We start from the raw sequence: 26,298 nt of genomic DNA, 5'->3' as shown, positions 1-26,298 counted from the left end.
CGGGATGGAGGCTGCACGAACGCCCGAGGTTTACGTCTATATCAGGACAGTCATGAGCATGGTCATCGGCCTTGCTCTTGCCCAGCTCCTGACGCGCCTCGCCGGTTTCGTGCAAGCCCCTGGCAAGAACCGCGTCTATCTGGTTCATCTCGGCTGGGTGCTATCGATGTTCCTGTTCATCATCCATTTCTGGTGGTGGGAATACCGGCTGCAGTCCGTGGCCCAGATCAATTTCGGCGTCTACCTTTTCCTGATCTGTTTCTGCTGTCTGTTCTATTTCCTTTGCGTGCTGCTGAACCCTCCCTCGATCGAGGATTATGGCGGTTTCGAGGAGTATTTCATCTCTCGCCGCCACTGGTTTTTCGGCCTGCTCGCCGTCACCTATGCGGTCGATCTCATCGACACGTTGCTAAAGGGCGAGACTTATTTCCGATCGCTCGGCTGGGAGTATCCGACCCGCAATGTTGTCTACATCGTGCTCTGCATCATTGCCGCTATCACTGCTAATCGCCGTTTCCAAGCGGTGTTCGTGTCGATCGGACTGATCTACCAGATTAGCTGGATCTTTCGGCTGTATGATGTGCTCCCTGGATAGAAGCAATCAGCCATGCAGCGAACGACGCCCGTATTTTTCTGCATTCGACGCATGAGAACGGCAAAGGCGCCGACCGGAACGATGTCGGTAAAACGGCTGCCATGTCCATGCTGTAGATTTCTTGACCGGAACCATCCGGCATTGTTCAGTGCGGCCGGATATTAGCTTGCGAGCGGGAGGGCGCGCTTTTGAAGATCAACAGCTTGGCATTTGGATTGGCGCTGGCTCTCTCGCTCGCTCCCTTTGCTTATGCCGATGATCCCGCGCCAGGGCCGGGCGATACCACGATCGCGCTGAAATATTGGGTACAGTACGCAAAAGACGGCAATCCGGCCGCCCAATATGGCCTCGGCTATCGCTACGCCAACGGCCAAGGTGTTGAGCACGACGATGCGCAGGCGGTCGACTGGTATCGAAAGGCAGCAGCACAGGGCAACGCCAAGGCGGAATACGCCCTTGCCTACATGTATTCCAACGGCCGCGGCACCGACAAGAACCAGGAACAGGCCAATGCCTGGTACCGCAGAGCCGCCGAACGGGGCAATGCAGACGCGCAATATGCCCTCGGCTACTCCCTCGCCAATGGCCGCGGCCTCGATATCGATAACGCGCAGGCGGTAGGTTGGTATCAGAAATCCGCCGCGCTCGGGCAGCCGCAGGCCCAGTATGCTCTGGGCTACATGTATTCACACGGCCTCGGCGTCCGCGAAGACGATACGATAGCGCTGGCCTGGTATCGCAAGTCCGCCGACCAGGGACGCGGTGATGCACAATATGCGCTCGGCTATATGTATGACAATGGCCAGGGCACGGCCCCGGACAAGAACGAAGCTGCTGCCTGGTATCGCAAATCCGCAGACCAGGGCAATTCGGAAGGCCAATACGCCCTTGCTTACCTCTATTACCATGGAGAGGGTGTTTCCAAAGACTACGGCCAGGCGGCCGACCTCTTCCGCAAGGCCGCCGAGCAAGGCGACGCCCGTGCCCAATACGGCCTCGGATATATGTACTACAATGGCTATGGCGTGGCGAAAGATACGAACCAAGCCTCCGATTGGTTTCATAAGGCAGCCGATCAGGGCCTGCCGGAAGCGCAATATGGTGTGAACTACATGGCGGACAACGGCGGCGGTCTGATCAAGGATGTTGGCCCGGAGGGTGAAGAACGCATCAAGACGAATGGCCAGAGCGAAGCACCGGGCTGGATTCTTCTCGATGTGCTGACGACGCTATTGCCGTAGGCCTATAACTCCTGCATGCAGAGCGCTTTCGCTCGTTGCGAATATTCACACATGAAGAGATCACAGGCTGAGGAGCAGATCGTGCGTTTCAAGAGGGCGGCCATTGGACTGCTTTTTGCGCTTGCATCCATCGGCGTTGCGCATGCCGATCGCGGACAGGACGCCTACGACCGGGGCGACTACAAGGCGGCGCTGGACTATTGGCGCCCGCTCGCGACCCAAGGCGACGCTACGGCACAACTGAAACTCGGCGAAATGTACGAGGAAGGCGACGGCGTCGAGAAGGATCTCACGCAGGCGCTCAACTGGTATCGCAAGGCGGCCGATCAGGGCAGCGCCGAGGCGCAGTTCAACGTCGGCACCATGTATGACGAAGGTGAAGGTGTCGCGACGGACGACGCCCAGGCGGTCGTCTGGTACCGCAAGGCTGCGGAACAAGGCTATCGCGATGCGCAATACAATCTCGCTTTGATGTACGACAACGGCGAAGGGGTGGCCCAAGATAGAGCGCAGGCTTTCGTCTGGTACAGCAAGGCAGCCAAGCAAGGCGACGCGGATGCGCAGTTCAATGTCGGCGTCATGTACGACAATGGCGACGGTGTAAACCAGGACAAGAGCGAAGCTGTCGCCTGGTATCGCAAATCCGCCGACCAGGGCAATGCCGACGCGCAATACAATCTCGCCATCATGTACGACGAAGGCGACGGCGTGCCGCGAGACGATGCCCAGGCTCTAGCCTGGTACAGAAAGTCCGCCGACCAGGGAAAAATCGAGGCGGAATACAATCTTGCCGTCATGTATCGCGACGGCGAAGGTGTGCCCAAAGACGGCAATCAAGCCGTTTCCTGGTTCCGCAAAGCGGCCGATCAGGGCGATGCCGAGGCGCAATATAATCTCGGCGCCATGTATGCCGATGGCGACGGAATTGCCGAAGATGACGCTGAGGCGGTTACCTGGTTTCGCAAGGCGGCGGATCAGAATGACGTAGAAGCCGAATACAATCTCGGCGTAATGTACCGCGACGGCAAAGGCGTCGCCAAGGATGGCCTGCAAGCCGTCAACTGGTTTGAAAAGGCAGCCGTGCAGAACTATGCCGACGCTGCCTACAATCTCGGCGTCATGTATCGTGACGGCGATGGCGTGCCGGCAGATTGGGCAAAATCCTTCGAATGGTTCCGCAAGGCTAACGCCATGGGCCATGATGACAATGAGCCCGATGATGAGGAGCGACCACAGCAGCAAAAGGCCATCCGGATCTAAGACGACCGGAATGACCAAGGCCGCTGTCAGCCTTGCGCCGACAGTCCGCTATGCTTAGCTCTTGCTCCGACGGGAATCACGGATGGGAGATCGCCGGATGCGGCTCAGACAGATTGGCTTCGGACTGGCGCTGGCACTCTCTATCGTCTTCCAGGCCCATGCCGAGGATGGGCAGGCCGCCTACGAGAGGGGCGACTATGCCAGCGCCCTCGCCCATTGGCAGCCTTTGGCAATCAAGGGCGATGCCGCGTCGCAGGATGGCCTCGGCAGTCTCTATGCGCTCGGAAAAGGCGTTCCGCAGGACTACGCCCAGGCTATCGCATGGTTTGCCAAGGCCGCCAATCAAGGCCTGCCCAAAGCACAATTCCATCTCGGCTACGCTTATCTCCGCGGCGACGGCGTCACCAGAGACCGCAACACGGCGATAGGCTGGTTCCGGAAAGCCGCTGCCCAAGGCTATGCGCCGGCACGGGGCATTCTCGATCAGATGAATTGAGCTGGAGCGCTCGCGTCTAATGCATGTCGCGCAAAAGTGTGCGGCGGTTTTGCGAGAACGACATGCAAAAACAAGGAGCTAAAGCGTGGGAGCGAACCTGAAAGATCGCGAGGAGCTTTAGAGCGGTTCAGCGTTTCGCGGAATCGCTTTCCCGCTCTATCCCTTCGTTTTTACGCATTCCGGACGGAAAATCGCTTCGCACTTTTCCTGGAAGTGCTCTAAAGCATATCTCCCAAGCTCCAGTGATTGCCCCAGCGGGCGTCGATTTCATCCTCGACATTCTGATAGCGGATATCTGTCGACAGGCGCAGGCGGCCATTCGAATCGCGATTCGTCGTGGACGCATGGATCATATAGGGGCTGTGCAGCACGACATCGCCGGCCTCGTAGTCGGCAGCGAGCCAGCGCGTCTTGAAGCGCTCCGCCATGTCGGGCAGGTCTTTCGAAACCCAGCCGCCCTCGGTCATGTTCTTGTTGAAGGCGCTGATGCGTTCCTCCGGCGAGAGCGCCGCGCTTTTGATCGCGAACTCCTTCTCCATATCGGCGCCGATCCGGTGCGATCCCTCGAGGTAGACGAGGCCGCCCATATCGATGGGAACGTCGCCGATCGGAATCCAGGCCGTGACGATGCGGCTCGTGCCGCCGCGCAGATAGACGAGATCATAGTGCGCAGGGGTGACAACGCCGGTATTCGGCCGGGTGAAGCGCATGATCTTGCGTTTGTGCAGATAGGAAATGCCCTGCAGGAATTCGTCCATGAAGGAAGCCAGCCGCGGCTGGGTGCAGAAGCCCTCATAGGTAACCGAACGTACCAGTGCCATCAGCCGCCGGTCGGCCAGCGACTTGTCGGCTTCCGTCTTGGCGGCAAGGCCCATCACTGGGTCCGAGCCGGGTTGCAGAAGCCCGGTGTCCATCAGATGCGCGAACACCCAGGCGCGGAAATCGAGCACATCCTGCCGCTTCAGAAATCCCTTGAACCAGAGATAGCCATGCTCCTGATATTGCTCGCGCAGCGTCGCAATATCGGTCGCTGCATCGGTGGGTTCGAGATAGCCGAAACGGTCCGGTGCCATCGACAGGATCTTGCCGTTCGCTTCCAGCGGCGCCAGCCTGGGCGACGCTTCATCCAGCACCGAACGCAATGAACCCGACATCCCATCCTCCCGAAACACGCCATTCACCGGCAGTTCCGCGAAGGCCGAACCGCCGGACGAATCATAGGATGAATGGCGCCCGCTGCCTAGCGGCTTATGCCAACTTCATCCCCGGAAAATGAAGGAGGCACCGACTGCAATCAGCACGAAGCCGATGGCATGACCCCAGGTCAGATTCTCGCCTAGCCAGAAGACCGAGAAGCCAGAGAATACGATCAGCGTGATCACCTCCTGCATCGTCTTCAACTGCGCGGTCGAATAGTAGTCAGAGCCGAGGCGGTTGGCAGGCACGGCCAGGCAATATTCGAAGAAGGCTATGGCCCAACTGCCGAGAACGGCGATCGCGATGGCCGTGCTCTTGTGCTTGAGATGGCCGTACCAGGCGAAAGTCATGAAAACATTGGAGGCAAACAGCATGATAACCGGCCAGACGGCGGCCGGGTTGAGAATAGAGGGCACGGTAAATCCTTTGGGCATAACGAATCGCTCGCACCATGGCCCGGCCATCCCCGAAAATTCAAGAGCGGAGTGCCGCGCCTGAATGCAGCAGTGACGTGAATATGGAAATGGGCGAATCGGCGGTAGCTGGAAGCATCGTGCGTTCACAACAATGTGGGGATTGCACCGTCGGCGGGAGACATGGAAGACTGCGCGCATAGTCTCTTATCCCATCCGCCAAGGAATCGACCTCCGTGACCAAGATATCCGCTGCACTGCCCTCCTCGCTCCTGCCCTCGCTTCGCATGGGATTGTTGGCCGTCGCCTTCGCTCTGCCGCTCTCTCCTCTACCTCTGGCATCGGCGCAAGCCCAGACCGCACCCGGCTCCTGTTGGTCGCTGCTGCAAAGCAAATTCGGTCCGCAGATCGAGAAATCGGTGAACGAGGCCGACCCCTGCAAGAAGCTGCCGGGTCTCGATCACAAGGAGAAATTCGAGGTCAAATCGCTCGATCTCTGCAACGCAGCCGGCGGCGTGCAGATCAACGCCCGTGCCGATCTCGCCTGCAAATCGCACGGTATCGTCCAGGCAACGGTCAAGGGGCAGTTGGAAGCCTCGGTGACGGTCGATGTCGGCGCTTGCAAAATCACCGATTCGCATGTCGGCGTCAGCGGACCGATCGGCGACCTGATATCCTCCGTCGGCGGAATACAGGAGCTCGCCCGCGGTTTCGCACAGGCGAAGATTTCCGAGATCTGCGGCAAATAGAGCACTTCCAGGAAAAGTGCGCAGCGGTTTTCCGTCCGGAATGCGTCAAAACAAAGAGATAGAGCGGGAAAGCGATTCCGTGAAACGCTGAACGGCTCTAGACTGGAGGCCGGCGGCGATGAGCCGCCGGCCCGTGCTCCGACGGGGCGCGGCGATCAGATCGGCATCGCGCTCTGGGGTTCCTCGGTCCCCTTGCCGCCGAAGCGGATATCCTTCTTCTCGAAACCGAAACCGGAAAACAGCGCCACGACGACCGCGACGATGATCAATACGATCATCAACGCAAAGGCGTAGTCGCCGTTCCAACGCGCCGCCAGCCCCGCCTGGATCGTTGCATTGCCGGAGGCGAATAGGTTGCCGAGCTGATAGGCGACACCGGGGAACGTGCCGCGCACTTCGTCGGGCGACAGTTCGTTGAGATGCACCGGAACGATGCCCCAGGCGCCCTGCACGAAGAACTGCATCAGGAAGGCGCCGACGGCGAGCAGCACCGGTCCGGGCGCATAGACCCATAGCGGCGCGACCGGAATTGTCAGCACCGATGCAATGACGATTGCTCGCCGCCGGCCGATGCGCTGCGACAAGGCTCCGAAAAACAAGCCGCCAATGATCGCACCGATATTATAGACGATGGCGATGGCGCCGACCGTGTAGCTGCGATATTGCCGCTGCACTTCGAGGAAGGTTGGATAGAGATCCTGCGTGCCGTGGCTGAAGAAATTGAATGCGGTCATCAGCACTACCGCCCACAGGAACAGCGGAATGTTCTCGCGCAGTACGGTAATGAACGACCGCTGCGGTGTCGCCTGCCGCCGCAGGAAAGCCGGCGATTCCTCCACGCTGCGGCGAATATAGAGCACCAGCAGCGCCGGCAGAGCACCAACCATGAACATGCCGCGCCAGCCGATGATCGGGAACAGCAGGAAGAACACGATCGACGCCAGCAGATAGCCGGAGGGATAGCCGGCCTGCAGAATGCCGGAGACGATGCCGCGCGAATCCTCCGGCACGGTTTCCATCGTCAATGACGCACCGACGCCCCATTCGCCGCCCATGGCGATGCCGAAGAGCGCCCGCAGGATCAAAAACATCGTCAGACCGGTGGAGAAACCGGTGAGAAACTCGAAGATCGAATAAAGCAGCACGTCCGCCATCAGCGTCGCCCGCCGGCCGAAGCGATCGGCGGCAAGCCCGAAGATCAGCGCTCCGAGCGCCCGCATGGCAAGCGTCAGGAAGATCGCCACGGAGACGGTCGGAACGTCGGTATGGAACTCCTCGGCGATACGTTTGAGAACGAAGACCAATATGAAGAAATCGAAAGCATCCAGCGTCCAGCCGAGATAGGCGGCAATGACGGTGTTGCGTTGTTGTGGGGACAAAGAGCGTAAACTATCCAATGCTGACATCATGGTCCTCCGACCGGATGGCGGCGGCGAGGCGGGCAATTCCGGATGCCGTCGAAGCAAGGGGGGACCCGGCACTTTGCCGGGCAGGTTCGACGCTGCGGCGGGCTTCTCCACCAATGCTTGCGGAATAAACCGGCGGATGTCTGGGGCAGCGTCCCGCCAACGTCTCGGCTGCCTTTCTGTTCCATCACATTTTACGTGATGAAGAGCGGAAAATTCTACCATCCGTTTCCCTTCTGTACCCTTTCCCCCTTCACATCGGCGCTGACTCCCTCCATATTCCGCCCATGGCAAAATCACCGAAAAATTCCCCCGCCCCGACCGGTTTCGAAGAGGCGCCGCAAGCCTCGTTTGAAGGTGCGCCGCTCAGCGGCAGCGTCGCGGATTGGGTCAAGCAGCTCGAAGCGGATGCCGAGGCCGCCAGCGTCGAAAGCCAGCGCGAGATCGCCTCCAAGGCGGGCAAGCACCGCAAGAAGGTCGAGATCGCCGCTTCGAAATCGGCGCGCGGAACCTCCATGGGTGGTTCTACCGACCCAAAAACACGAGCCGCCGCCGGGCTTAATCCGGTGGCCGGCATGGACACGACGCTGGAGGATGCCGCCAATGCCGGCACGGCCGTCACCGCCACGGTCGAGGCGCTGTCGGCGCTGATCGAAAGCGGCAATCCGCTGCACAAGAACGGCAAGATCTGGACGCCGCACCGCCCTGCCCGGCCGGAAAAATCCGAGGGCGGCATCAGCATTCGCATGGCCTCGGATTACCGCCCGGCCGGCGACCAGCCGACGGCGATCCGCGACCTCGTGGAAGGCCTGGAAAACGGTGACCGCAGCCAGGTGCTGCTCGGCGTCACCGGCTCCGGCAAAACTTTCACGATGGCCAAGGTGATCGAAGAGACCCAGCGCCCGGCCGTCATCCTGGCGCCGAACAAGACGCTGGCGGCGCAGCTCTATTCCGAATTCAAGAACTTCTTTCCGGATAACGCCGTCGAATATTTCGTCTCCTACTACGATTACTACCAGCCGGAAGCCTATGTGCCGCGCTCGGACACTTATATCGAGAAGGAGTCCTCCATCAACGAGCAGATCGACCGCATGCGCCACTCGGCGACGCGCTCGCTGCTGGAGCGCGACGATTGTATCATCGTCGCCTCGGTCTCCTGCATCTACGGTATCGGCTCGGTCGAAACCTATACGGCCATGACCTTCCAGATGAATGTCGGCGATCGGCTGGATCAGCGCCAGCTCCTGGCCGACCTCGTGGCGCAGCAATACAAGCGCCGCGACATGGATTTCATCCGTGGCTCTTTCCGCGTCCGCGGCGATACGATCGAAATCTTCCCGGCCCACTTGGAGGATGCCGCTTGGCGCATCTCCATGTTCGGCGACGAGATCGACGCCATCACCGAGTTCGATCCGCTGACCGGCCAGAAGACCGGCGACCTGAAATCGGTGAAGATCTACGCTAATTCGCACTATGTCACGCCGCGCCCGACGCTGAACGCCGCCATCAAGTCGATCAAGGAGGAGCTGAAGCTCCGCCTCGCCGAGCTGGAGAAGGCCGGCCGCCTGCTAGAGGCGCAGCGCCTGGAGCAGCGCACGCGCTACGACGTCGAGATGCTTGAGGCCACCGGCTCCTGCCAGGGCATCGAGAACTATTCGCGCTATCTCACCGGCCGCAATCCCGGCGAGCCGCCGCCGACCCTGTTCGAATATGTTCCCGACAATGCCATCATCTTCATCGACGAAAGCCACGTCACCGTGCCGCAGATCGGCGCCATGTATCGCGGCGACTTCAGGCGCAAGGCGACGCTGGCCGAATACGGCTTCCGCCTGCCCTCATGCATGGACAACCGCCCGCTGCGCTTTGAGGAATGGGATGCCATGCGGCCGGATACGGTCGCGGTGTCTGCGACGCCGGGCGGCTGGGAAATGGAGCAGTCCGGCGGCGTCTTCGCCGAACAGGTCATCCGCCCGACCGGCCTGATCGACCCGCCGGTCGAGGTCCGCTCCGCCCGCACCCAGGTCGACGACGTGCTCGGCGAAATCCGCGAGACCGCCGCCAAAGGCTACCGCACCCTCTGCACCGTGCTGACCAAGCGCATGGCCGAGGACCTGACCGAGTATCTGCATGAACAGGGCGTGCGCGTCCGCTACATGCACTCCGACATCGACACGCTGGAGCGCATCGAGATCATCCGCGACCTGCGCCTCGGCGCTTTCGACGTGCTCGTCGGGATCAACCTCTTGCGCGAAGGTCTCGACATCCCCGAATGCGGCTTCGTCGCCATCCTCGATGCCGACAAGGAAGGCTTCCTGCGCTCGGAAACCTCGCTGATCCAGACGATCGGCCGCGCGGCGCGTAACGTCGACGGCAAGGTCATCCTCTATGCCGACACCGTCACCGGTTCGATGCAGCGGGCGATGGACGAAACCAGCCGCCGCCGCGAAAAGCAGATGGCCTATAACCTCGAAAACGGCATCACGCCGGAATCGGTGAAAGCGAAAATTTCCGACATTCTCGACAGCGTCTACGAGAAGGACCATGTCCGCGCCGACATCACCGGCGTCTCCGGCAAGGGTTTCGCCGATGGCGGCCACCTCGTCGGCAACAACCTGCAGGCCCACCTCAACGCGCTGGAAAAACAAATGCGCGACGCCGCCGCCGACCTCGACTTCGAAAAGGCCGCCAGACTGCGCGACGAAATCAAACGCCTCAAGGCCGCCGAACTCGCCGTCATGGACGACCCGATGGCGCGCGAAGAGGCAAAGAGTATTGAAGGCGGCAAAAGTGGCCGCCCCAATCCTTCGAGGCTCCGGTCTTCAACCTCCGCACCTCAGGATGAGGACGGAGCAGGCGCCTCGGCCGGTGGCCCCAATGGTGAAACCGGCGCGAGGGCCTCAGCAGGTAGCCCTCATGGCGAGGCGGGAGCGCAGCGACCCTCGAACCAAGAGGGCGGGACACAGCGCTCTTATTTCGCCAAGCCCAGCCTCGATGAAATGGGTCCCGGCAGTGATGCCGGTATGCCCCTCTTCCGCAAGAACACCCTAGACGAAATGACCGTCGGCAGGACGGAGAAGCCGGTCCTCGGCAAGATGCCGGACAAGCCGATCATCCGGGCAAAGCCGGGCGTCGGGTCCTATGAGGATGCGGTGGATGAGAAGCAGCGGAAGGGCCGGACCAAGGGAAAGACGGGGCGGCCTGGGCGGTAGCGGGTTTGGTGGCTTATGGCCCCATGGCGATCACGGTGCGGATTATCCGCAGCACTTGGCAGTGCTTGATCCACAGCAGGCCGCCGCTTGAGCTTGTTCAGCCAGCCACCGGTCACGCGGCTTGCAGCTCACCGAACGGCGAACGAGTTCGACATCCAACGCGCCGCCGCTGATGATCGGGGTCGATGCGCAATAGAGCTGTATCGGCTGCACGCCATCGCTTATCTCAAAGGTCAGCTTCGCCGAGCCATCAAGCCGAACATGCTCGGAAACCTTGCTGACGATGGCAGCCCATGCTTCCGCATTGGCCCCGCAGCCCAGCGCTGAAAACTGCCCCACCTTGACTTCGGTAACGTGATAGCCTGGCTTCATCGGCAGGCCGTCATAGCGGAACACAAGCGGTAGATTGCGAGAGGCAGCTAAGGTCTCGAGCAAAAGGCCGAGGTTGATATCTGAAGATTGGATCTTGTCGATCGTATTCATTTGAGATACTCCTTGTTTCAATATTTCAAGGATTATTGAATTATGAATGAGCGTCAAGCTCTCGGTTCGTTCGGCGCGCTCTCTCAGGAGACCCGGCTACAGATCGTCCGCATGCTCGTCGTTGCCGGTCCTGAAGGCATGCCGGCCGGAACGATCGCGGAAAAACTCGAAGTATCGCCGTCGAACATCTCGTTCCATCTTAAGGAGCTAGATCGCGCCGGCCTAGTCAGTCAGCAGCGTGAAGCTCGTTCCATTATCTACACCGCCAATTATGATGCGCTGAGTGGCCTCGTGCGTTTCCTGATGGACGACTGCTGCGGCGGCCACCCCGAAATTTGTGCACCAGCGGCCAAGGTTGCCGCCTGCTGCGCGCCCGCAGAGGAAAAAGCCCGATGAATATCCTGATTTGCTCCGCGGTCTGAAACGATGACTTCGTTTCCGCTCTCGCGCCGCCTTGCTTCGGAAGCCCTCGGCACTGCGTTTCTGGTTGCCACCGTCGTCGGTTCGGGCATCATGGCCGACAGGCTGACGACGGACACGGCCCTTGCACTGCTGGCTAACACGCTTGCGACGGGCGCCGTCCTTGTCGTGCTGATTACCGTGCTGGGGCCGATTTCCGGCGCTCACTTCAACCCAGTCGTATCGCTGGTCTTCGCGCTCCGCCGCGGGCTGACCTTAATCTCGACGTTGGCCTATATTGCCGCGCAGATCCTGGGTGGCATCGCTGGTACGCTCCTTGCCCATGCCATGTTCGAACTGCCCTTGCTTCAGGGCTCGACCACCATCCGTACCGGCGGCGCACAATGGCTCGCGGAAGTTACGGCCACCTTCGGCCTCATCTTCGTGATCTTCGCCGGCTTGCGTTTTCGGTCCGAAGCGGTGCCATGGCTGGTCGGCCTCTATATCACGGCCGCCTACTGGTTCACGGCTTCCACCTCATTCGCCAATCCGGCCGTCGCCATCGCCCGCTCGCTGACGAACACCTTTGCGGGCATCCGCCCGGTCGATCTGCCGGGCTTTATCGTCGCGGAAGTCCTGGGCGCATTACTGGCGCTGATGCTCGCTAGCTGGCTGTTGATGGAAGCCCGCAATCCTCAAACTCTTACAGAAACGGAACCCGCCGCATGACCATGGACGTCACGATCTATCACAACCCGCAATGCGGCACGTCGCGCAATACGCTGGCGCTGATCCGGAATGCAGGCATCGAACCGACTGTCATCGAATATCTGAAAAATCCGCCGACCCGCGAACAGCTCGTCAAGATGATTGCGGATACAGGTTTGAGCGTCCGCGAGGCAATTCGCGAGAAGGGCACACCCTACACCGAACTCGGCCTCGACAATCCGGGCCTGACCGACGATCAGTTGCTTGATGCCATGTTGAAGGACCCGATCCTTATCAACCGCCCATTTGTCGTCACGCCGATGGGCACCCGCCTTGCCCGCCCTTCCGAGCTCGTTCTGGATATCCTGCCCGACACCCGCCAAGGCCCCTTCACCAAGGAAGACGGCGAGCAGGTTCTCGATGCCCAGGGTAAACGCCTGGTCTGAGCACGGCTCTCGTCCGACTGAAAGCCTGACCCTTCGCCATTTGACCAAGCAGACCCGCACCCCATTCTCTGCTATACTCCCAACCAACCAAGACACCTCCCAAGGCCCGGCCAAACCTGATCGATAGCGCTAAGACGCAGGTGCCACATGACTGACGTTCAGGAACAGCTCCTTGAAAGCAAGATCGCCGAAATCGAGCAGGCCCGAGCTTGGAGTCCGCGGGTCATCTCCAAATTCGAAACGCTGATCCGCAGCGGCGGCGACTTGTCTCTCTTCCGCGTCAATCCCCTCGCCTTCGCTCGCGACCGCGCTATCGCGGAGGCGGAGAGCATCGATCTGTTTCTCCATGCGACCCGACGCGGATTGTTCGAGATGAGTTGGGATGTGGTCTGCCCTCAATCTGGCATGGTGCTCGACAGTTTCGGCGCCTTGCGGACGTTGAAGACCCATTATGTCTGCGGCCTCTGCGATGTCAGCGGCGAAACCAATCTCGACGACTTCATCGAGGTCACCTTCACGGTGTCGCCACATCTCCGCCGACTGCCGTTTCATGATCCCGCCTCGCTCTCGGTCGAGGATTTTCACTGGAAGGCGCGGTTCCTGAGCGACGCGCGGATACCCGGCCAACCGATCCGCTTTCTCGATGTCCTGCAGGGTCTGGTTCGCGGCCTCTCCTTCTTGCCGCCGGGCTCGGTCACAACATTAAGGACGGAGCTCGGTCCCGGCGCGCTGGCGGGCATCAATGTCCAGACCCAGGCGAGCTTCGCCTTGCCGGTCGCGGGTGAGCCCGTAACAGTGCCGACGCACCTGCGGATCGGCTATGACGGGCAGCGGTTTTCCGCTTCGCTGCCGGCGGTGCCGCCCGGCCCTGTCATCATCGATGTGCAGAATTCCGGCGCCTCACGCGGCTCGCTGCTGCTGATCAATTGGCCGCCGGAAATCCTGGCGCAGACGATCAAGCCGGCTCTCGACTTCGATCCCTATATGTCTGGCGGCATGCTGCTGGCCCGACAGACCTTTCGGCGCCTGTTCCGCTCGGAAAACGTCGACGAGAAGGAAGGCCTGGGCATCCGCCAGGTGACCCTGCTGTTCACGGACCTCAAGGGGTCGACCGCGATGTATGAACGACTTGGCGATCTCAATGCCTATGCATTGGTTCGCGAGCATTTTGCCTTGCTCGGCGCGACGGTGCAGGAGCATTCGGGCGCGATCGTCAAGACGATCGGCGATGCCGTGATGGCCGCTTTCTCCCGCCCGGCCGATGCCGTCTCGGCCGCGCTGCACATTCTGGGTGTCATCGAGCGCTACAATGGCGAGCATGGCAATCCCAGCCTTATCCTGAAGATCGGAGCCCATTGCGGCCCCTCGATCGCCGTGAGCCTGAACGAAAACCTCGATTACTTCGGCCAAACGGTCAATGTTGCCGCACGCGTGCAGTCGCTGGCGGGCGCGGGAGAGATTTGCATTTCCGAAGCGCTGTTTTCGGCGCCGGGCGTCAGCCAACTCCTCGCCGGCCAAAGGCTGGTTGCCTTCGAGGCTCCCCTCCGGGGCGTCGAGGGAACTGCATGCGTGTACCGCGTGATGCCCAATTAGACATCGCCGAGATACTGCCGATCCCGTCAAGCGCGCTGAGCACGACCGTTCAGAACCGCAGACTGTCGTCAAGCCAGACCCGGAAACCGCCGCGGAAGGCGTTATCATTGCTGCCGCGGCGGCATTTCGGCGGCAATTCCTTGAGCTTCTCGACATTGCCGCCGCCGATGACGATGTAGTTTGGCTGCAGGGCCTTGTCCAAGCGTTCGACGACGTCGGATACCGATTTTCGCCATTTGCCCTTGCCCCGGCGCTCCAGGCCGCGTTCGCCGACATAGTCCTCGAAGGTCGCCTTGCGATAGGGCATATGCGCCAGTTCCAGGGGCATGCAAATGCTCTCGGCGATCATGGCCGAGCCGAGGCCAGTGCCAAGGCCAAGGAAGAGCATGCGGCCCGCCTCGTAGCTGCCGATCGCCTGCATCAGCGCGTCATTGACCATGCGCACAGGTTTTCCAAGGGCTGCTTCGAAATCGAAATTCTTCCATCCCGATCCAAGATTGAACGGATCGGCCGCGGCCCGATGGGCGATCACGGGTCCGGGGTATCCCATGGTGATGAGGTCATAATGCCAGTCGGCGGTGAGATCGCGCAGCGCCGCCACCATCTTCGTCGCAGTCATCCGGGGTCCGGACGCGACCGCGCGTCGCTCGCTGCCGCTGCTGAGTTCCGCCTTCACGTGCGACCCACCGATATCGACGGCAAGCACAATGCGGTCGGCGGGCGCGGCATCCGCCTTCGGTTTGCTGTGACTGCGTGTTTTCTCTGCTGCGGGTGCTTCAGTCATGTCAGCCATGCCTTGCGCTCCTCTCTGGGCCTTGCCCTTTAAATCGTTCCCACGCTCTATCGGGCGCAAGATCGGCGCCGGCTGTCAAGCCCAGGCGTATTGCAGATCGCTCAATTTCAATCCAGGATGGCTCGCCGAAGAGGAACGCATATTGAGCGGAGGATCGACACTTGGCCTTTCCGACACTGCCACCCGGTTCCGTAGTCCCGCCCGGTGCCCCCGGCATCGAACCTCGCTGGACCTCGAGTGATAAGAGCGCAGTCGGCACTGCCATCAGCACGGCGAGCAACGTCTGGTTCACGGCAAGCCATGGCATCCTCAACGAGATCTACGCGCCGCGGCTCGATATGGCCTGCGTCCGCGATTTCGGTTTCATGGTGACGGCTGACGGCTATTTTTCCGAGGAGAAGCGCGACGCGGATCATAGCGTCCAGGCGATCGAGGACGGCGTTCCGGCTTTTCGCCTCGTCAATACCTCCCGCGACGGCCGCTATCGCATCACCAAGACCGTCCTTTCCGACCCGGATCGCGAGGTCGTGCTGCAGGACCTCCGCTTCGAGGCGCTCATCGGCAATCTCTCCGACTACCGGCTGCATGCCCTCGTGGCGCCGCATCTGGTCAATGGCGGCTCCGATAACACCGGCTGGTACGCCGATTTCAAAGGCAGGCCGATGCTCTTTGCCGAGGGTTCCGGGCGGTCGCTCGCCGTCGCCGCCTCGGTGCCCTGGCTTGCGCGTTCGGCAGGCTATGTCGGCTTCTCCGACGGCTGGCAGATGCTGTCGCGCGGCGAGAGCCTGAAGGAGGAATACCGCTGCGCCACCGCCGGCAACATCGCGCTGTCGGGGACGCTCGATATCCAGGCGAATGCAGGGCGGGCACTGATCGCCATCGGCTTCGGTACACAGCCGGAGGAGGCCGCCTTCCGCGCCGTCCTCAGCCTGGACCAGGGCGTCGAGGCCCCGCTGAAGCATTATCGCAGCGGTTGGCGGGAGTGGCAGGCGAGCCTGCTTGCTCTCGACGAGCCTCATGATCCCAACCAGCTCAACCGCTACCGCGTCAGCACCGGTGTGCTTGCCACCCACCGCGACGATGCCTCCGGTGCCATCATCGCCAGCCTTTCCATCCCGTGGGGATTCAGCAAGAGTGATGATGATCTTGGCGGCTATCACCTGGTCTGGACGCGCGATCTGGTGGAAACTGCCGGCGCGCTGCTTGCCGCCGGCGCCAAGGCCGACGCGCGCTCCGTGCTTGACTATCTCGCGGCGATCCAGGAAGCGGACGGCCATTGGGTGCAGAATGCCTGGCTCGACGGCCGGCCCTACTGGTACGGCATCCAGATGGATGAGACGGCTTTTCCCATCCTGCTCTATGACATGCTGCTGCGCGCCGGCGCGATCGGCGCATCGGAAAATCGCTATCTGCCGATCATCGAGGCCGCCGCGGCCTATATCGTCAAAAACGGCCCCGCCACCCAGCAGGATCGCTGGGAAGAGGATGCCGGCTACTCGCCCTTCACGCTTGCCGTCGAGATCGCCGGCTTGCTCGCCGCTGCCGATGCCGTGGAATCCGCCGGTCGGCTGGCGGTGGCGCAATATCTGCGCGAGGTCGCCGACGGCTGGAACGAGCGTATCGAGGAATGGACCTACGCCACCGATACGGACCTGTCGCGCAGCCTCGGCATCGATGGCTATTATGTGCGCATCGCATCGGCCACGGACGGCAGCTCGTCGCTGCGGCGCGACTTCATCCCTATCCGCAATCGCGACGCTTGGGACGAAGTCGTGGAGGCGGACCTCCTTCTCAGCCCGGATGCGCTGGCGCTGGTGCGCTTCGGCCTTCGGGCCGCCGACGACCCGCGCATCGTCGGCACGGTCAAGGCGATCGATTCGGAATTGCGGCGCGACCTTCCTGCCGGACCTTACTGGTACCGCTACAATGACGACGGCTATGGCGAGCGCATCGGCGGCGCGCCCTTCTCCGGCAGCGGTGTCGGAAGGCTCTGGCCGCTTTTGACCGGCGAGCGCGCTCACTATGAGCTTGCCGCCGGACGAAGGGATGAGGCGCAGCGCCTGCTGGCGGCGCTGGAGGCTTCGGCAAGCGAGGGCGGCCTCCTGCCCGAGCAGATCTGGGACAGCGACGACGTGCCGGAGCGCGAGCTTTTCCTCGGCAGGCCCTCCGGCAGCGCCATGCCCCTGGTCTGGGCACATGCGGAACACATCAAGCTGCTGCGCTCGCTTAGGGACGGCGCGATCTTCGACATGCCGCCCCAGACCTTTGCCCGCTATGTCGCCACGAAACCTGCCCCTGCGCCCTTCGCCTGGCGCCCGACCAACAAGCGCGCCCAAATGCCGGCAGGCCGCACCCTGCGCATCGAACTGCCCGAGCCCGCTTTGGTGCATTGGTCGAAGGACGGCTGGGCAACCTGCACCGACACCGAGGCTCGCGACACCGGATGCGGCACTCACGTCTGCGACCTGCCGACGAAGACGCTCGGCCCGGGCACGATCATCTTCACGATCTTTTGGACGGATACGCAGCGGTGGGAAGGCACGGATTATAAAATCGAAGTGGGTTAAGACCGGTCCCACCGCTCAAAGCTGCGGTGCAGATGGGCAGATATGCCGCGATGAGAGATTGCCGCTGACACGAGCGAGCCCGTTGATCGTTGACAACGTCCTTTATTCCGGCGAATTGAAGCCACTTCAATCCTTCGACCGGTGTTCTTATGCTGACTTTGCACTCCCTTGGCGAGCGCGTTGTCGTTGTCGGCCCTTCCAATGCGGGTAAGTCAACGTTGGCGGTCGCCCTCTCTAAGAAGCTGGGTTTTCCAGCTGTACATCTCGATCAACTTCATCATCTGCCTCATACGGATTGGCAGCCACGCCCGGAAGCAGAATTCGCGGCCCTTCACGACGCGGCAATTCTTGGAGAGAAGTGGGAGTTCCACCGGTATTCAAATGACTCATCGCAAATAAATTGCCGTCGAAGCAGTGCCGTTGATCGCTATCCGGGTAATTTTCGCCACAGCGTAGTACCAAAGTGAAACAAAAACGGCCGACGCCGACGCCTGCACCGTCTTCCCAACCCTTTGAAATCTCCCCCCTATCCGGCCTCATTCCCGCTTCGCCCCAATATTGCCCCTTGCCTTTTGTCGCAAATCCTGTCACCCATATGCGCGCTCGGGCATTTGCATGCCGGTGACTGGACTGATTTGGCAATGCCGACTACGCGAGGCAGCCTACAGAGGTTTATCCTCTGCGTAGACGTTCTTTCCCCGTACGTGAACTTCTCGACTGGCTTTCGCATGGCGCGGAGGCAAAGCCGTTCGGGAAGGTTTCCCGAACAGAATACTCAGACTGTAGGGAAAAGGACTATCCCAATGGCCACCAAGGGCATCGTAAAATTCTTCAACCAGGACAAGGGTTTTGGTTTCATCACCCCGGACGGCGGTGCTAAGGACGTATTCGTCCACATTTCCGCTCTTCAGGCTTCCGGCATCCAGTCGCTGCGCGAAGGCCAGCAGGTCACCTTCGACACCGAGCCGGATCGCATGGGCAAGGGCCCGAAGGCTGTCAACATCAAGGCTTCATAAGTCTTAGTTGATTATCCGGGTAAAGTTTCGAACGGCGCGGTGAAAACCGCGCCGTTTTTGCGTGTGCAAGCAGATCGGGGGCCACCCTCGTCCTTCGAGGCTACAGCCTTCGGCTTACGCACCTCAGGACGAGGGTGGAGCAAGCTTCATAATTGTCCCCAAGATCAATTTGCAATTGCCGCAAGACACAATCGATCAGCCCTCATCCTGAGGTGGGAGCATAAGCGACCCTCGAAGGACGAGGGCGGGTTGTAATATCCCAAGGGTTCAAGCGCTCACCCGCTCGCCCTCGCCAGCAAAATCCACCGCCGCAAACGCCGCGGCGATTACCTCCGGCCTGGCCCCCGGCTTATTGGCATCGGTAGAAAGAATCTGACGGTAACGGCGAGAGCCCGGCAAGCCGGTGAAGAGGCCGACCATGTGGCGGGCGACATGCTGCAGGCGGCCTCCATGGGCGATGTGGCGCTCCGTATAGGCCATCATCCGGTCGCGCAGATCATTCCAATCCGGCTCGATAGATGGTTCGCCGTAGAAGCGATGATCGACATTGGCGAGGATGGCGGCATTCTGATAGGCGGCGCGTCCGAGCATGACACCGTCGACATGGGCAAGATGCGCATCGGCTTGATCCAGCGTCTGGATGCCGCCGTTAATCCCGATGAAAACATCGGGCCAACGCTCTTTCATCCGGTAGACGATGTGGTAGTCCAAGGGCGGAATCTCGCGATTTTCCTTCGGCGACAGGCCCTTCAGCCAAGCCTTGCGGGCATGAATCCAGATCGCATCGGCCCCCGCATCGAGGACGCGGGTGATGAGTTCGGGCAACGCCTGCTCCGGCTCCTGCTCATCGACACCGATTCGGCATTTCACCGTCACCGGAGCCGCGGAAACCCGCTTCATCGCCGCAATGCAATCCGCCACCGTCTCCGGCGTCAGCATCAAGCAGGCGCCGAAAGTGCCCGACTGCACGCGATCCGACGGACAGCCGACATTGAGATTGATCTCGTCATAATCATAGGCCTCGGCAATCCGCACCGCTTCCGCCAGCTTGGCCGGATCAGAGCCGCCGAGCTGCAGCGCTACGGGATGCTCGGAAGCATCGTGACCCAGCAACCGGTCGCGCGGCCCATGGATGATCGCATCCGCCACCACCATCTCGGTATAGAGCAGCGCATGCCGGCTGATCTGCCGGTGCAGATACCTGCAATGCCGGTCAGTCCAATCGATCATCGGAGCGACCGCGAAAACGGGCTTCCGCTTATAGAGGCTATCCGCCTGCATTCCGGGCTTTTCTGCCGATTCGGTCACGTCTTGTTTGCTCGCATAAACTTTGTTGTGGCCAGCTCTAAGCGTCTGTGCTGCACGGAAGCGACCCTGAAAGGCGCGCAGCCACAGATGGGCACGATCTCGAGAGGCGATATACAGCACAGATAGGAATAAAGCGAGACGGCTTCAAAGTTCACACCATGCCGCAAGCGGCAGTCCGGCAAGCCGTCGCCCTGACATGGCCGGCAATGCCACTCTCAGCCTCACGACTTTGCCGCCGCAGGCTCCGTTTTCGGCTTCAGCAGGGTGACAAGCAACAGGCCGATGACGATGATCGCCGCGCCTTCGAGGTGATAGGACTGCAACTGCTCGCCAAGAAGCAGGTAGGCGAGCACGGCGGTAAAGATTGTCTGAAGGTAGAGCATCAGGCCGGCCCGGGCCGCGCCCAGCGCCTCGACGCTCCGGTTGAAAAGGTAATAGGTCATGGCCCCGCCAGGGATCGCCACATAGGCGAGTGCGATCAGCCCGTTGGCGTTGAGCGTCGAGCGCTCGTCGGATGCAAGCTCCCAAAGATAGAACGGCAGCGCGGTCAGCACTGCAGCGCCCAGAAGCAACACGAGGAGCGGAAGGCGCTCTATATCGAATTTCGCGCGTCGGAGCAGGACGGTGTAGAGACTGAAGCAGAAGGACCCGGCGACGATCCAAAGCTCCCCTGGATTGATATCGAGACGCATCAATGCCGATGGACTGCCCTTGATGACGATGACCACGATGCCAAGAAAGGCGATGATCGATCCCGTGACCTGCCAGGTTCCCATCGGCTCGCCGAGAATGAGGCGGGCCAGCACCATGGTGAGAATGGGGATCAGAGCCATGATGATGCCGGCCGTCGTGGCATCCGCATGTTCGAGGCCGGTGAAGAGCAGACCCTGGCAGATCGCAAGCCCGATGCCACCAATGCAGAGCAGCTCCAGCGGACGAGCCTTCACAAGCGCAAGCATGGCGCCAAAATGCCGGCGCACGATCGGCAGCAGGATGGCACAGGCGATCAGCACGCGCCAGAAACAGAGCGCCCACGGCGGCATTTCGTGAGAGACCCATTTCGCGGCGATATAGACGCCGGACGACAGAAGCCAACAAAGGACCGCCACAGAATAGGCGACCGCAAGCGAATTGCTCGTCGCCTGTTCCGTCCTGACGTGACCGGTATGGACCCCCAAGACATGTATCGCCATAGTTTAGTTATGCCACAGTTCGTGCAATCTGCCCAGATGAGCGCGTCTATCAGCGAGCGCAAATATTTTGCCCCACCTCTCCCGGCTGGAAAACCCACCTGTCCGGAACTTTACACCGAAAGGTTCCAGCAGGTTGGTTTTCTCCTCCACTCCATTGATGCTAGGTTGGCAGGGAGTCGGGAGGCATCGATCTTCTGGCAGCAGACGAATTATGTGAAGAGATTGTCATGACCGAACAGTTTGCCACCGTCATTCCCCTGCCCGCGCCCGTCTTGCTGCCGATCGAAGGCGAAACCGCATCCTTCCCGGTGCGCCGCGTCTATTGCGTCGGCCGCAACTATGCCGACCATGCAATCGAGATGGGTCATGACCCTAGCCGTGAACCGCCCTTCTTCTTCCAGAAAAACCCGGACAATCTGTTGCCATCAGGCGATTTCCCCTATCCGCCGCTGTCATCGGATGTGCATCATGAGGTGGAACTAGTGGTCGCCCTAAAAAGCGGCGGCGCCGATATTCCGGCCGAAAGGGCGCTGGATTGCATCTACGGCTATGCCGTCGGCATCGATTTCACCCGCCGCGACCGGCAGGGCGAAGCCAAGAAGCTCGGCCGGCCCTGGGAAGTCGGCAAGGCCTTCGAACACTCCGCCCCTATCTCCGCGATCGCTCCGGCAACAAAGGTCGGTCATCCAGACAAAGGCGGCATCTGGCTGATGCGCAACGGTGAGTCGGCGCAGAGGGGCGACCTGTCGCAGATGATCTGGAAGGTACCGGAAATCATCGCGGAACTCGCAAAGCTGTTCACGCTGGCGCCCGGCGATGTCATTATGACCGGCACGCCGGCCGGCGTCGGACCAGTGGCGCGCGGCGACAGGATCACCTGCGCCGTCGATGGCGTCGCGACGCTGGTGTTGAACGTCGTTTGATCGAGGAGAAACGAGATGCCGCTCTATGCCCTTTCCGGCCTGGTGCCGAAGACGCCCGATCCGGGCCGATACTGGATCGCGCCCGACGCAAACGTGATCGGCAAGGTGGAGATCGGCGAGGATGTCGGCATCTGGTTCGGCGTGGTCCTTCGCGGCGACAATGAGCTCATTACCATCGGCAAAGGCACCAATATTCAGGAAGGGACGATGGTGCACACCGATCCCAATTTTCCGGCAACGATCGGTGAAGGCTGCACTATCGGCCACCATGCCATCATCCACGGCTGCACCATCGGCGACAATTCGCTGATCGGCATGGGCGCAACCGTATTGAACGGCGCAAAGATCGGCAACAATTGCCTTGTAGGCGCCAATGCGCTGGTGACCGAGGGCAAGGAATTTCCGGATGGTTCCTTGATCGTCGGCGCGCCCGCCAAGGCGATCCGCACATTGGATGAGGCTGCCATCGAAGGCCTGCGCCGCTCAGCCCGCAACTATGTCGCCAATTGGCAGCGTTTTGCCCGCGACCTCAAGAGACTGGATTAGGCGACACTTCCACACGTGCGCGGGGCTTTGAACAGCGCCGCGCGGACATTCAGGCGGCGCAGCTTGCGCAGTGGCCGCGAATCTCGATGGTCGATTTCTCGGCCTTGAACTTCTGTGATTTCAGCCAATCCATCAGCCTGTGATCCACCTCATGATCGTGGAATTCGATCACCTGGCCGCAGCTTTCGCAGATGGCGAAGGCGACGAGGCCATGGCTATGGCAATTCTCATCCGGATGGGCGCAGGCGACGAAGGAATTGATGCTCTCCAGGCGATGGACGACACCATATTCCAGCAGCTTGTCCAACGCCCGGTAGACCTGCAGCGGTGCGCGAAAACCGTGATCGCGCAGCTTGTCGAGGATGGTATAGGCGCTGAGAGGCGCTTCCGCCTTGGTCAAGACATCGAAAACGAGCGACTGGTTCTTGGTGAGCGTCGGAGTGGTCATGATCCCTGTCCTCCATGTTGTGTCGCCGGCGCGCCAACCCTGCGGGCAAGGGGCAGCAGACTGATGATAAACAGAACAAGCGCCGCGACGACGATCGACGGACCGGAAGGCGTGTCGTAACGCAGCGAGCCGAACAGCCCGCCCACCACGGCGACGGCCCCGATCAGCGAAGCAAAAACCGCCATCATCTCCGGTGTCGCGGCAAAGCGGCGCGCGGTGGCGGCGGGGATGATCAGCAGCGCGGTGATCAGCAGGATGCCGACTATCTTCATTGCGATGGCGATAACGACAGCCATCAGCAGCATGAAAAACAACTTCGCCCGCTCCGGCTGCAGCCCCTCCGCCTCGGCCAGCTCCGGATTGACGGTAGAGGCGAGCAACGGCCGCCAAAGCCAGGTGATCGCCGCCAATACCAGGATGCCGCCGCCCCAGATCAAAGCAATATCCAAGCGGTTGACGGCGAGAATGTCGCCAAACAGGAAAGCGATGAGATCGATCCTTATCCAGCTCATGAAAGCGACGATGACGAGGCCGATCGCCAGCGTCGCATATGACAGAATGCCGAGCAACGCATCCGCCGACAGCGCCTGACGGCGCTGCAGAAACAGGAGCAGGATCGACACGGCCGCGGCGACCGCGAAAACGGAGAGGATCAGATTGAGCTGGAATAGCAGCGACAGCGCCACCCCGAGCAATGCCGAATGCGAGATCGTATCGCCGAAATAGGCCATGCGCCGCCAGATGATGAAGCAGCCGAGCGGCCCGGTCGTGAGCGCCAGCCCGACGCCCGCGACGACGGCACGCAGGAAGAAATCGTCAAACATGGCGTTCTCCTGCCGCGTGATGATCATGATCGTGGTGGGCATGCTCGTGATCATAATGGTCATGGCCGTGATGACCGTCGTCGGCGCGGCAATCATCGGTGATCGAGCCGTCGGCATGCTGCACGCGGCCGTCAGGCAGATGCGTATGGTCGTGATGATGGCTGTAGATGGCCAGCGATTGCGCCGCCCTCGTGCCGAACAGCCTGACATATTCCGGGCTTTGGGTAACCGCCTGCGGCGTACCGCGGCAGCAGACATGACCATTGAGGCAGACAACGGTGTCGGTCGCGGCCATGACGACATGCAGATCATGTGAGATCAGCAAAATGCCGCAGCCTTCGGAATTACGGATCGATTTGATGAGATCGTAAAGCGCGATCTCGCCGCTGAAATCGACGCCTTGTACGGGCTCGTCCAACACCAGCAGGTCCGGCTTGCGGGCTATCGCGCGCGCCAGCAACGCCCGCTGGAATTCGCCGCCGGAGAGATGCTGTACCTCGGCCTTGGCGAGATGGGCGATGCCCACCGCCTCCAAAGCCGCCTTCAACTCCGCTTCCGGCAAAGGCCCAGTCAGCGTCATCAAACGGTGCACGCTCAGCGGCAGGGTCCAGTCGATGGCAAGCTTCTGCGGGACATAACCGACCTTGAGCCCAGCAATGCGCTCGACGCTGCCTTCATCCGGTTTCAGCACGCCGATCGCGGTCTTGGCGCTGGTGGATTTGCCGGAACCGTTCGGGCCGATCAAAGTGACGATTTCGCCGCGGCTCACCGAAAAATCGACGCCACGCACTAGCCAGCGGCCGCCACGGCGGACGCCGACGTCATGAAGCGACACCAGGGGCCGGCTCTTGTTGTCCACGGGAGAAAGCATGAAATTTCCACTTGTGCTGTTGCGTCCTGCTATCGCACACGTTATAGCATAACGCAATTGATGTAATAACATAACAGAACCCATTCAAGGGCAGTATCGCATGACCCTGGCAAAGACCATCCTTCCTCTCGCTGCTTCCTTATTCTTCTCCGCGCTCTTCGCCGCCCCCGCGTTCGCCGACGATCCGCCGGAGGTAGTGGTATCGATCAAGCCGGTTCATTCTCTCGTCGCAGCGATCATGCAGGGCGTCGGCACGCCGGACTTGATCGTCGAAGGCGCGGCCTCGCCGCACACCTATGCGCTGAAGCCGTCGAATGCGCGGGCGCTGGAAGGCGCCAAAGTCGTCTTCTGGGTCGGTCCCGGCATGGAGGCATTCCTGGAAAAGCCGCTTTCGGCCCTCGGCTCGAACGCCCTTGTGGTCGAACTCGACAGGGCGCCAGGCATCACGAAATTGAAATTCCGCCAGGGCGGCGCTTTCGAAGCGGATGACGATGGCGACGAATCGGCGGCAGATGCGGGCGATTCGCACGATCATAGCGATGATCATGGAGCGTCCGATACGCATCTCTGGCTCGATCCGCACAATGCCAAGGCAATGACGGCTGAGATCACCACCACGTTGGTCGCGGCCGATCCAGCCAATGCGCTGACCTATGAAGCAAACCAGAAGGCGCTGGACGACAAGTTGGACGCGCTCGATACGGAAATCGCTTCGACCATCGCGCCGGTAAAGAACAAGCCCTTCATCGTCTTCCACGATGCCTATCAGTATTTCGAGCGCCGCTATGGCGTGCACGTCGCGGGCTCGATCACGGTAAGTCCGGAAAGCATCCCCGGCGCGCAGCGCGTGGCGGAAATCCACGGCAAGGTCGCCGATCTCGGCGCAACCTGCGTCTTCGCCGAGCCGCAATTCGAGCCGAAGCTGGTCAATGTGGTCATCGAAGGTACATCCGCGAAATCAGGCGTGCTCGATCCGGAAGCTGCAACGCTGCCGCAAGGACCGGATCTCTACTTCGACCTGATGCGCGGCATCGCCAATTCCCTGAAGACCTGCCTCTCCTGAAGCAAATTCCCGCCCTAAGAGTTCCGACAATTATAAAGGAAAAGGCAAACGGATGACGCCCGCACTTCGCGGGCGTGATGGAACGATTGTTGTTCGGAGTTTGAAACCGCCGATCAGGCCACCAGCATATTCGCCGAAACGGCGCCGACCTCATGCACGACCACCAGCGCCCCGATCACTTCGCCTCTCGGCTTGGTGGCGCGTAGCGGCGTCATTCGGCAGTGCAAGATGATCATGTCCCAGGACGTGGTGTAGCTTAGACGACCACGGCTCATCCCAGAGGGTCGGATGAGTATCAGCTTGCTGCTGGCAGGCTGATGAGCGGATCATCGCTCATTGTGGCGATTGTCTCAAGTGTCATGTAGCGGGATCGCTGGACGGCCCATTCATCGTTCTGTTCGAGCAGCAGCGCACCGACCAGGCGCACGATGGCGTCGTCGTTGGGGAAAATGCCGACGACCTCTGTGCGCCGCTTGATCTCACCGTTCAATCGCTCAATGGGGTTGGTCGAGTGAAGTTTGGCCCAATGCTGCTTGGGAAAGGTCATGTAG

At 60.9% G+C, this 26,298-nt stretch carries 27 protein-coding genes and 1 pseudogene; 16 read left to right on the top strand and 12 right to left on the bottom strand.

The window, feature by feature from the left end; genetic code table 11:
• Positions 1 to 4 precede the first annotated feature (4 nt).
• From K290_RS0116475 to K290_RS0116460, 4 genes are all read left to right on the top strand, one after another.
• Entirely contained in the window at positions 5 to 595 is a 591-nt protein-coding gene (locus K290_RS0116475) for a hypothetical protein (protein WP_028752947.1), read from the top strand.
• A 188-nt stretch (positions 596 to 783) separates the two neighbouring features.
• Positions 784 to 1,836 carry a tetratricopeptide repeat protein gene (locus K290_RS37355; protein ID WP_051264115.1) on the top strand — a complete coding sequence of 351 codons (1,053 nt, stop codon included), beginning with the start codon at positions 784 to 786 and terminating at the stop codon, positions 1,834 to 1,836.
• A gap of 51 nt (positions 1,837 to 1,887) precedes the next feature.
• Positions 1,888 to 3,096 (top strand): SEL1-like repeat protein, encoded by a 1,209-nt coding sequence (locus K290_RS37350; protein WP_210311526.1) that lies wholly within the window; start codon positions 1,888 to 1,890, stop codon positions 3,094 to 3,096.
• Between the two features lie 97 nt (positions 3,097 to 3,193).
• Positions 3,194 to 3,592, top strand: a complete 399-nt coding sequence (locus tag K290_RS0116460; RefSeq protein ID WP_028752945.1) for a tetratricopeptide repeat protein — start codon at positions 3,194 to 3,196, stop codon at positions 3,590 to 3,592.
• Positions 3,593 to 3,810: 218 nt separating this feature from the next.
• Here K290_RS0116460 and K290_RS0116455 read toward each other — a convergent pair whose 3' ends face one another.
• Entirely contained in the window at positions 3,811 to 4,746 is a 936-nt protein-coding gene (locus K290_RS0116455) for a phytanoyl-CoA dioxygenase family protein (RefSeq protein WP_037135608.1), read from the bottom strand.
• A gap of 105 nt (positions 4,747 to 4,851) precedes the next feature.
• A complete protein-coding gene (locus K290_RS0116450) occupies positions 4,852 to 5,223 on the bottom strand; it encodes a DMT family protein (RefSeq protein ID WP_172831018.1) in 372 nt (123 codons plus the stop codon).
• Between the two features lie 215 nt (positions 5,224 to 5,438).
• Here K290_RS0116450 and K290_RS0116445 point away from each other — a divergent pair, with 215 nt between their 5' ends.
• The gene (locus K290_RS0116445) at positions 5,439 to 5,951 is read left to right on the top strand and encodes a hypothetical protein (protein WP_245276564.1); all 513 of its coding nucleotides are present in this window, start codon (positions 5,439 to 5,441) and stop codon (positions 5,949 to 5,951) included.
• A gap of 155 nt (positions 5,952 to 6,106) precedes the next feature.
• On the opposite strand, the gene K290_RS0116440 is transcribed toward K290_RS0116445, so the two are convergent.
• Positions 6,107 to 7,357, bottom strand: a complete 1,251-nt coding sequence (locus K290_RS0116440) for an MFS transporter (RefSeq protein WP_028752941.1) — start codon at positions 7,355 to 7,357, stop codon at positions 6,107 to 6,109.
• 287 nt (positions 7,358 to 7,644) lie between these two features.
• Here K290_RS0116440 and uvrB point away from each other — a divergent pair, with 287 nt between their 5' ends.
• The gene (gene uvrB, locus K290_RS0116435; protein ID WP_028752940.1) at positions 7,645 to 10,566 is read left to right on the top strand and encodes an excinuclease ABC subunit UvrB; all 2,922 of its coding nucleotides are present in this window, start codon (positions 7,645 to 7,647) and stop codon (positions 10,564 to 10,566) included.
• Between the two features lie 42 nt (positions 10,567 to 10,608).
• Here the strand turns inward: uvrB and K290_RS0116430 are convergent, their stop codons facing one another.
• Positions 10,609 to 11,049, bottom strand: a complete 441-nt coding sequence (locus tag K290_RS0116430; RefSeq protein ID WP_028752939.1) for a hypothetical protein — start codon at positions 11,047 to 11,049, stop codon at positions 10,609 to 10,611.
• 42 nt (positions 11,050 to 11,091) lie between these two features.
• Here K290_RS0116430 and K290_RS0116425 point away from each other — a divergent pair, with 42 nt between their 5' ends.
• From K290_RS0116425 to K290_RS0116410, 4 genes are all read left to right on the top strand, one after another.
• Positions 11,092 to 11,445, top strand: a complete 354-nt coding sequence (locus K290_RS0116425; RefSeq protein WP_028752938.1) for an ArsR/SmtB family transcription factor — start codon at positions 11,092 to 11,094, stop codon at positions 11,443 to 11,445.
• A gap of 30 nt (positions 11,446 to 11,475) precedes the next feature.
• The gene (locus K290_RS0116420) at positions 11,476 to 12,177 is read left to right on the top strand and encodes an aquaporin (RefSeq protein ID WP_028752937.1); all 702 of its coding nucleotides are present in this window, start codon (positions 11,476 to 11,478) and stop codon (positions 12,175 to 12,177) included.
• A complete protein-coding gene (arsC, locus tag K290_RS0116415; RefSeq protein ID WP_028752936.1) occupies positions 12,174 to 12,602 on the top strand; it encodes an arsenate reductase (glutaredoxin) in 429 nt (142 codons plus the stop codon). Before K290_RS0116420 ends, arsC begins: the two co-directional genes overlap by 4 nt.
• Before the next feature lie 147 nt (positions 12,603 to 12,749).
• Positions 12,750 to 14,195, top strand: coding sequence for an adenylate/guanylate cyclase domain-containing protein (locus K290_RS0116410; protein WP_028752935.1), 1,446 nt, complete (start codon positions 12,750 to 12,752; stop codon positions 14,193 to 14,195).
• A gap of 49 nt (positions 14,196 to 14,244) precedes the next feature.
• Here K290_RS0116410 and K290_RS0116405 read toward each other — a convergent pair whose 3' ends face one another.
• Positions 14,245 to 14,988, bottom strand: a complete 744-nt coding sequence (locus K290_RS0116405) for an ROK family protein (protein ID WP_028752934.1) — start codon at positions 14,986 to 14,988, stop codon at positions 14,245 to 14,247.
• A gap of 161 nt (positions 14,989 to 15,149) precedes the next feature.
• Between K290_RS0116405 and K290_RS0116400 the strand changes: the two genes are divergently transcribed.
• The 3 genes and pseudogenes from K290_RS0116400 (at position 15,150) to K290_RS0116390 (ending at position 18,571) form a co-directional block, all read left to right on the top strand.
• Positions 15,150 to 17,555, top strand: coding sequence for a glucan 1,4-alpha-glucosidase (locus K290_RS0116400; protein WP_028752933.1), 2,406 nt, complete (start codon positions 15,150 to 15,152; stop codon positions 17,553 to 17,555).
• Positions 17,556 to 17,704: 149 nt separating this feature from the next.
• Positions 17,705 to 17,917, top strand: a pseudogene (locus K290_RS38355) (P-loop NTPase family protein); the annotation flags it as partial.
• A 441-nt stretch (positions 17,918 to 18,358) separates the two neighbouring features.
• Positions 18,359 to 18,571: a cold-shock protein gene (locus K290_RS0116390; RefSeq protein ID WP_028752932.1), complete on the top strand. Its 213-nt coding sequence runs from the start codon at positions 18,359 to 18,361 to the stop codon at positions 18,569 to 18,571.
• Positions 18,572 to 18,838: 267 nt separating this feature from the next.
• Here K290_RS0116390 and dusA read toward each other — a convergent pair whose 3' ends face one another.
• Positions 18,839 to 19,852 carry a tRNA dihydrouridine(20/20a) synthase DusA gene (gene dusA, locus K290_RS0116385; protein WP_028752931.1) on the bottom strand — a complete coding sequence of 338 codons (1,014 nt, stop codon included), beginning with the start codon at positions 19,850 to 19,852 and terminating at the stop codon, positions 18,839 to 18,841.
• 248 nt (positions 19,853 to 20,100) lie between these two features.
• Entirely contained in the window at positions 20,101 to 21,072 is a 972-nt protein-coding gene (locus K290_RS0116380; RefSeq protein ID WP_028752930.1) for a DMT family transporter, read from the bottom strand.
• Between the two features lie 227 nt (positions 21,073 to 21,299).
• Here K290_RS0116380 and K290_RS0116375 point away from each other — a divergent pair, with 227 nt between their 5' ends.
• Together K290_RS0116375 and K290_RS0116370 are read left to right on the top strand one after the other, a co-directional pair.
• Complete coding sequence (locus tag K290_RS0116375) at positions 21,300 to 21,995, top strand: fumarylacetoacetate hydrolase family protein (RefSeq protein WP_028752929.1); 696 nt, start codon at positions 21,300 to 21,302, stop codon at positions 21,993 to 21,995.
• A 15-nt stretch (positions 21,996 to 22,010) separates the two neighbouring features.
• Positions 22,011 to 22,541: a gamma carbonic anhydrase family protein gene (locus K290_RS0116370; protein ID WP_028752928.1), complete on the top strand. Its 531-nt coding sequence runs from the start codon at positions 22,011 to 22,013 to the stop codon at positions 22,539 to 22,541.
• 49 nt (positions 22,542 to 22,590) lie between these two features.
• Here the strand turns inward: K290_RS0116370 and K290_RS0116365 are convergent, their stop codons facing one another.
• The 3 genes from K290_RS0116365 to K290_RS0116355 are packed head-to-tail and all read right to left on the bottom strand — an operon-like array spanning position 22,591 to position 24,684.
• Complete coding sequence (locus K290_RS0116365; RefSeq protein ID WP_028752927.1) at positions 22,591 to 22,989, bottom strand: Fur family transcriptional regulator; 399 nt, start codon at positions 22,987 to 22,989, stop codon at positions 22,591 to 22,593.
• Entirely contained in the window at positions 22,986 to 23,813 is an 828-nt protein-coding gene (locus K290_RS0116360; RefSeq protein WP_028752926.1) for a metal ABC transporter permease, read from the bottom strand. Before K290_RS0116360 ends, K290_RS0116365 begins: the two co-directional genes overlap by 4 nt.
• Complete coding sequence (locus tag K290_RS0116355) at positions 23,806 to 24,684, bottom strand: ATP-binding cassette domain-containing protein (RefSeq protein ID WP_028752925.1); 879 nt, start codon at positions 24,682 to 24,684, stop codon at positions 23,806 to 23,808. The genes K290_RS0116360 and K290_RS0116355 overlap by 8 nt, the downstream gene beginning before the upstream one ends.
• Before the next feature lie 100 nt (positions 24,685 to 24,784).
• Here K290_RS0116355 and K290_RS0116350 point away from each other — a divergent pair, with 100 nt between their 5' ends.
• Positions 24,785 to 25,747, top strand: a complete 963-nt coding sequence (locus K290_RS0116350) for a zinc ABC transporter substrate-binding protein (protein ID WP_028752924.1) — start codon at positions 24,785 to 24,787, stop codon at positions 25,745 to 25,747.
• A 113-nt stretch (positions 25,748 to 25,860) separates the two neighbouring features.
• Here the strand turns inward: K290_RS0116350 and K290_RS37340 are convergent, their stop codons facing one another.
• Positions 25,861 to 26,022 (bottom strand): hypothetical protein, encoded by a 162-nt coding sequence (locus K290_RS37340; protein ID WP_245276562.1) that lies wholly within the window; start codon positions 26,020 to 26,022, stop codon positions 25,861 to 25,863.
• 20 nt (positions 26,023 to 26,042) lie between these two features.
• On the bottom strand, positions 26,043 to 26,298 hold a 256-nt coding region (locus K290_RS34415; RefSeq protein WP_037135605.1), incomplete at its 5' end, for an IS256 family transposase.

It is taken from the genome of Rhizobium leucaenae USDA 9039 (assembly GCF_000426285.1).
Classification (GTDB): Bacteria; Pseudomonadota; Alphaproteobacteria; order Rhizobiales; family Rhizobiaceae; genus Rhizobium; species Rhizobium leucaenae.
The sequence above is the reverse complement of the archived record's forward strand: the minus strand, read 5'-3'. Positions and strand labels throughout refer to the sequence as shown.